Source organism: Variovorax sp. 01T439_2 (genome assembly GCF_056398445.1).
The window spans coordinates 1-5,302 of record NZ_JBFTPJ010000691.1; the positions used below are offsets into that span (position 1 = coordinate 1).

A 5,302-nucleotide genomic window follows, 5' to 3' on the forward strand; every position below is an offset into this window, starting at 1 on the left:
CACATACTGATGGATCAGGCTTGCCACGATGAGAACGATGACCTCGGCCAGCACGAACCACCAGTACTCCGAACGCGATGCGCGCCCGTTGAAATCGGCGTATTTGCTGAAACAGGTCTTGACCGCTGTTTGAAAGTCCATTGATCGACTCCTCTTGATTGAATCCCAGGGAAATTCCCCGGGCCGATCATATCGATGCATCTTTCAACGGCAAATTCGGCCATCAGTTCGCAAACAAATGGCCTATGGATCGGCCTGTCCGGGCGTGTTGCCCCGGCCTTTCAGCGGATCAGGCCTGCGCGCCGAGGCGTTTCAGGAGGCCGGCGGTCGAGGCGTCGAGCCCCATGATGTCGCCCGAGGCAAGGCGCGGCTCGATGTCCTTCGCGAGCACCTTGCCGAGTTCCACGCCCCACTGGTCGAAGCTGTTGATACCCCACAGCGCGCCGCTGGTGAACACGCGGTGCTCGTACAGCGCGAGGAAGGCGCCCAGCGCTTCGGGCGTGAGCTTCTCGAACACGAAGAAGCTGCTCGGCCGGTTGCCCGGGAAGTTCTTGTGGCCGCCCGCATCGAGCTTGCCGACCATCAGCGCCTGCGCCTGCGCGAGCGCATTGGCCAGCAGCTTGGGGTGGTGGCCGTCGAGGTCGTGCGCCGCATCGCGCACCGCCACGAATTCGAGCGGGATCACATCGGTGCCCTGGTGCAGCATCTGGAAGTAGGCATGCTGGCCGTTGGTGCCGGGCTCACCCCAGAGCACGGGCGAGGTGCCAAGGCCCGCGGGCAGCGGCGCGCCGCTCGCATCGACCTGCTTGCCGTTGCTTTCCATCTCGAGCTGCTGCAGGTAGGCCGGCAGGCGCTTCAGGGCGCTGTGGTACGGCGCAATGCCGCGGCTCGTGAACTTGTGGAAGTTGCGGTACCAGACATCGAGCAGGCCCAGCCGCACCGGCAGGTTCTGCTCGAGCGGCGCGCTGCGGAAGTGCTCGTCCATCGCGTGCGCGCCCGCCAGCAGCCGGCGGAAACCGTCGGCGCCGATGGCCAGCGCAATGGGCAAGCCGATGGCCGACCACAGCGAATAGCGCCCGCCCACCCAGTCCCAGAAACCGAAGGTGGTGTCGATGCCGAATTGCTTCGCGGCCTCCACGTTGGTGGTGAGCGCGGCAAAGTGGCCCGCAATGTCGGTGCCGCCCGACTGCTCGTACCAGCGCCTGGCCGAAAGCGCGTTGGCCATGGTCTCGGCCGTGGTGAAGGTCTTGGACGCAATGAGGAACAGCGTGTGCTCGGGCGCCAGGCCCTGCAGCACGCCGGCCAGCTCGTGGCCGTCGACGTTGGAGACGAAGTGGAAGCGCTTGCCGGGCGCGGCGAACTCGGCCAGCGCCAGCACCGCCATCTGCGGCCCGAGGTCGGAGCCGCCGATGCCGATGTTGACCACGTCGGTGATCGTGTGGTCGGCGCGCACCTTCTCGGCATAGGCCAGCATCGCGTCGAGCGTTTCGTGCACCTCGCGCAGCTTGTCGGCCGTCTTGCTTACCTTCGCATCGGCGCGGGCGCGCAGCAGCGTGTGCAGCACGGCGCGGTCTTCGGTGTTGTTGATGTGCTCGCCCGCGAACATGGCGTCGCGGTGCGCTTCGAGGCCGCACTCGCGGGCCAGCGCGAAGAGCAGTTCTTCCGTGCGCGCATCGATGAGGTTCTTCGACAGGTCGGCGAACAGGTACGGCGCCTCCTGGCTGAAGCGCTCGAAACGGCTGGCGTCGTCGACGAAGGCATGGCGCACGTCGAACTGGCGGCCCGCGGTCTCGAAGGCAGCCTGCAGTTGCGCCCAGGCGGGCGCGCGGTCGCAGCGTTGGGTCATGGCCATGCTTACTTGCCGCTTTCCTGCATGAGTTTCTCGAGCTTGACGGCGTCGGCCGCGAAGGCGCGGATGCCCTCGGCGAGCTTCTCGGTGGCCATGGCGTCTTCGTTGAGCGCGAAGCGGAAGCCGGCCTCGTCGTAGCTGACCTTGGCGACATCGCCGCCGGTTGCCGCCTTGGCATCGAGCGCATGCGCCAGCGGCTCGTTGCTCGCRGCCAGCTCGGCCAGCAGCTCGGGGCTGATGGTGAGCAGGTCGCAGCCGGCCAGGGCCCGAATCTGTCCCACATTGCGGAAGCTCGCGCCCATCACCTCGGTCTTGATGCCGTGCTGCTTGTAGTACTCGAAGATCTGGCGCACCGACTTGACGCCGGGGTCGTTCGCGCCCGCGTTGGCGGCTTCGTTCCACTGGGCGCCGGCCGACTTCTTGTACCAGTCGTAGATGCGGCCCACGAAGGGCGAGATGAAAGGCGCGCATCGACTTCGGTCGACACGCGGCCCGGAATGATCGAGAGGATTTCAGTGCCGAAGCGCACCAGCAGCCGGTCGATGACCTCGTCGAGCGGCTTGCCCGCGTGCTTGCTCACGGCTTCGTCGAGCAGCGGCCGGTACTCGGGCTTCTGCACCGCCTTCAGGATGAGCGACGGATTGGTGGTCGCGTCCTGCGGCCTGGAAATGGCAAGTTGCTTGAAGTCGCCGGTGTCGGCGACCACGGTGGTCCATTGGCGGAGAGCATCGAGTTGATTCATGGAGAAAGATTATCCAGTGCGGGTGATGACAAGTCCTGCACGCTGTTGCGCCGGGGCCGATGTTTTCATGCGCACCGTAGCACGGGTTTTCACCGCCCTGGATCAGCCTGCCGCCGACAGGGTTGTAAGGGCCGGCCGGCCGCGCTGCCCTACAGCGGCTGTGGTCCGCCGCTGACGGCGCGCCGCCCCGGCCCGGGACTAGGCTGGCCGTTTCCGATCGATGCTTCCGACCACCACAGGAGTGCCACGCCCATGCCCCTTCGCCATCGCTCCGCCGCGGCTGCCGCCGCCAGCCGCGCTCCGTCCTTCGATGACCGCAGCACCAGCCACGCCATCGGCACCCTGGCCACGGCCTTCGTGGTGGGCGGTGTCGCCACCTGGATTGCCATGGGCGCGGGACGCACCGGGCGAGCCCAGCTGCCCGGGCCGCCCGATGGCGCACCGCTCATGCGCGCGCCGCTGCAGGTGGTGGCGCCGGTCGACCTGCAGCGCTACGCCGGCATCTGGCACGAGCAGGCCCGCCTGCCCAACCGCTTCCAGAAGCAGTGCGCCGGCCCCGTGAGCGCCGAGTACACGCTCCAGCCCGATGGCACCATGCAGGTGCTYAACCGCTGCGTGCGGCCCGACGGCAATTTCGACGAGGCGGTGGGAACGGCGCGCGTGGTGCCGGTGGCGGGCCAGCCCGGCGCGGGCCGGCTCGAAGTGCGCTTTGCGCCCTCGTGGCTCAGCTGGCTGCCGATGGTCTGGGGCGACTACTGGATCCTGAAGCTCGACCGCGACTACCAGGTGGCGCTGGTCGGCACGCCCGACCGCCAGTACCTCTGGGTGCTTTCGCGCGCGCCGCGCCTGGAGGACGACGCGCTGCAGGCCGAGCTGGACTACGCCGCCAGCCTGGGCTTCGACACCTCCAAGGTGGTGCTCACCGGCCGATAGCCGGCGCAACCGGGCCAGCCGGCACAGCCGGCAGATGGCGCGCCAGTTGCGCCGCCAGCGCCGCGGGGTGCGTGCAGTGGATGGCCTGCCAGCCGAAGGCCCGCGCGGCCTCCACATTGGCGGCCGAGTCGTCGATGAACACCGTCTCGGCGGGCTCGAGCGCATGGCGCACCGCCAGCAGTTCGTAGATTTCGCGATCCGGCTTGATGAACTTCACATCGCCCGAGAACACGCCGCCGTCGAAGCGCCGCATGAAGCCGTGCCGGCGCTCGACCGCGCGCGCGTAGGGCGCCGGCATGTTCGAGAGGTAGTACAGGCGCAGCGCCTCGCCGGCCTCGCGCCGGGCGAACAGGCCCTCGAGCAGTTCCACGGTGACGGCAATGGGCTCCAGGCGCTCCCCGAGCGTGCCGAGCATGGCGTCCAGCCGGGCCGCCGGCAGCGACAGCCGCCGGGCCATGCGCGCGATGGCCTCGTCCAGCGAGCGCATGCCGCAGTCGAAGCTCATCCAGTCGTCATGGTGGAAAAGCGCCCGGCCCAGCGCCGCCGCGGCGGCTTCGGTGGGGGCATGCTCGGGAAGATGGGTCTGCACCAGCCGGGTGGGCTCCCATGCCAGCAGCACGGCGCCAAGATCGAAAACCACGTTCATGGTGCCATTGTTTCACGCGTCGTCCGGCACCACGCTCACGCCATGCGCCGCCAGCGACAGCGTGGCCTCGGCGCCCGCGGCCAGGGGCCTCGACAGATCGGTCGACACCACGAACACCGGCCCCAGCGCCGTGTCGAAGCCGTATTCGTAGAAGCTGCCGAGGTAGGCCGCCTTGCGCAGCGTGGCGGGCAGGCCCGCGGCCGCCCCGGCGGCATCGATCTCCCAGGCCTCGGGCCGCACCGCCACCTTCACCGCGCCGGGCGCCACCGCATGGCGCGGCTGCAGCCGCAGCGGGCCGAGCGCGACGCTGCCGTCGGCCTGCGCCACCGCAGGGAACACCATCGCCTCGCCCATGAAGCCGGCCACGAACTCGCTCTCGGGCCGGGCATAGAGCTGCTCGGGCGTGCCGCGCTGGGCGATCACGCCGTGGTCCATCACGATGATCTGGTCGCTCACGGCCAGCGCCTCGCTCTGGTCGTGCGTGACGTAGGCCACCGTGAGCTTCAGGCGCTGCTGCAGCGCGCGGATCTCCTCGCGCATTTCGCGCCGCAGCCGGGCGTCGAGGTTGGACAGCGGCTCGTCGAACAGCAGCACCGCGGGCTCCAGCACCAGCGCGCGCGCCAGTGCCACGCGCTGCTGCTGGCCGCCAGAGAGTTCGCTCGGCAGCCGCTCGTCGAAGCCGACCAGCCCCACGCCCTTGAGCGCGCCGCGCGCGCGCGAGGCAGCCTCGTCCTTCTTCACGCCGCTCATGCGCAGGCCGTAGCCCACGTTCTCGATCACGTTCATGTGCGGGAACAGCGCGTAGCTCTGGAACATCATGCTCACGTTGCGCTCGGCCGGGCCCAGCGTGGTCACGTCGCGCCCGCCCATGAAGATGGAGCCGGAGCTGGCCGATTCGAGCCCCGCGATCATGCGCAGCGTGGTCGTCTTGCCGCAGCCCGAAGGCCCGAGGATGGTGGTGAGCGTGCCCGCCGGCACCTCGAAGCTGATGCCCTTGACCGCCAGCGGCCCGTTCCTGTCGGTGCCGTAGCGCTTGGTGACGTTGCGCAATTCGATGCCGTTCATGGTGTCGCCAGGCTTTCCATTTTGTGATGTCCTTGATGCGGAGGCGCAGTGCCGCGCCGCCCCAGCC

The 5,302-nt window shown here is 68.8% G+C and carries 5 protein-coding genes and 1 pseudogene; 1 reads left to right on the forward strand and 5 read right to left on the reverse strand.

The window, feature by feature from the left end:
- The 3 genes and pseudogenes from AC1DOC_RS26000 to AC1DOC_RS26010 all read right to left on the reverse strand — a co-directional run.
- Positions 1–201, reverse strand: a 201-nt coding sequence (locus AC1DOC_RS26000; protein WP_478130778.1) for a DUF805 domain-containing protein, incomplete at its 3' end; no start/stop codon positions are given.
- An 88-nt stretch (positions 202–289) separates the two neighbouring features.
- On the reverse strand, positions 290–1,852 hold the full coding sequence (pgi, locus tag AC1DOC_RS26005; protein WP_018903544.1) for a glucose-6-phosphate isomerase: 1,563 nt from the start codon (positions 1,850–1,852) through the stop codon (positions 290–292).
- Positions 1,853–1,854: 2 nt separating this feature from the next.
- Positions 1,855–2,591: pseudogene (locus AC1DOC_RS26010) on the reverse strand (transaldolase family protein).
- Between the two features lie 252 nt (positions 2,592–2,843).
- Here AC1DOC_RS26010 and AC1DOC_RS26015 point away from each other — a divergent pair.
- Positions 2,844–3,524: a lipocalin family protein gene (locus tag AC1DOC_RS26015; RefSeq protein WP_018903546.1), complete on the forward strand. Its 681-nt coding sequence runs from the start codon at positions 2,844–2,846 to the stop codon at positions 3,522–3,524.
- On the opposite strand, the gene AC1DOC_RS26020 is transcribed toward AC1DOC_RS26015, so the two are convergent.
- Together AC1DOC_RS26020 and AC1DOC_RS26025 are read right to left on the reverse strand one after the other, a co-directional pair.
- Positions 3,511–4,170 (reverse strand): HAD family hydrolase, encoded by a 660-nt coding sequence (locus tag AC1DOC_RS26020; RefSeq protein ID WP_018903547.1) that lies wholly within the window; start codon positions 4,168–4,170, stop codon positions 3,511–3,513. The genes AC1DOC_RS26015 and AC1DOC_RS26020 overlap by 14 nt on opposite strands.
- Before the next feature lie 12 nt (positions 4,171–4,182).
- Positions 4,183–5,235, reverse strand: coding sequence for an ABC transporter ATP-binding protein (locus AC1DOC_RS26025; protein WP_018903548.1), 1,053 nt, complete (start codon positions 5,233–5,235; stop codon positions 4,183–4,185).
- Positions 5,236–5,302: the final 67 nt, after the last annotated feature.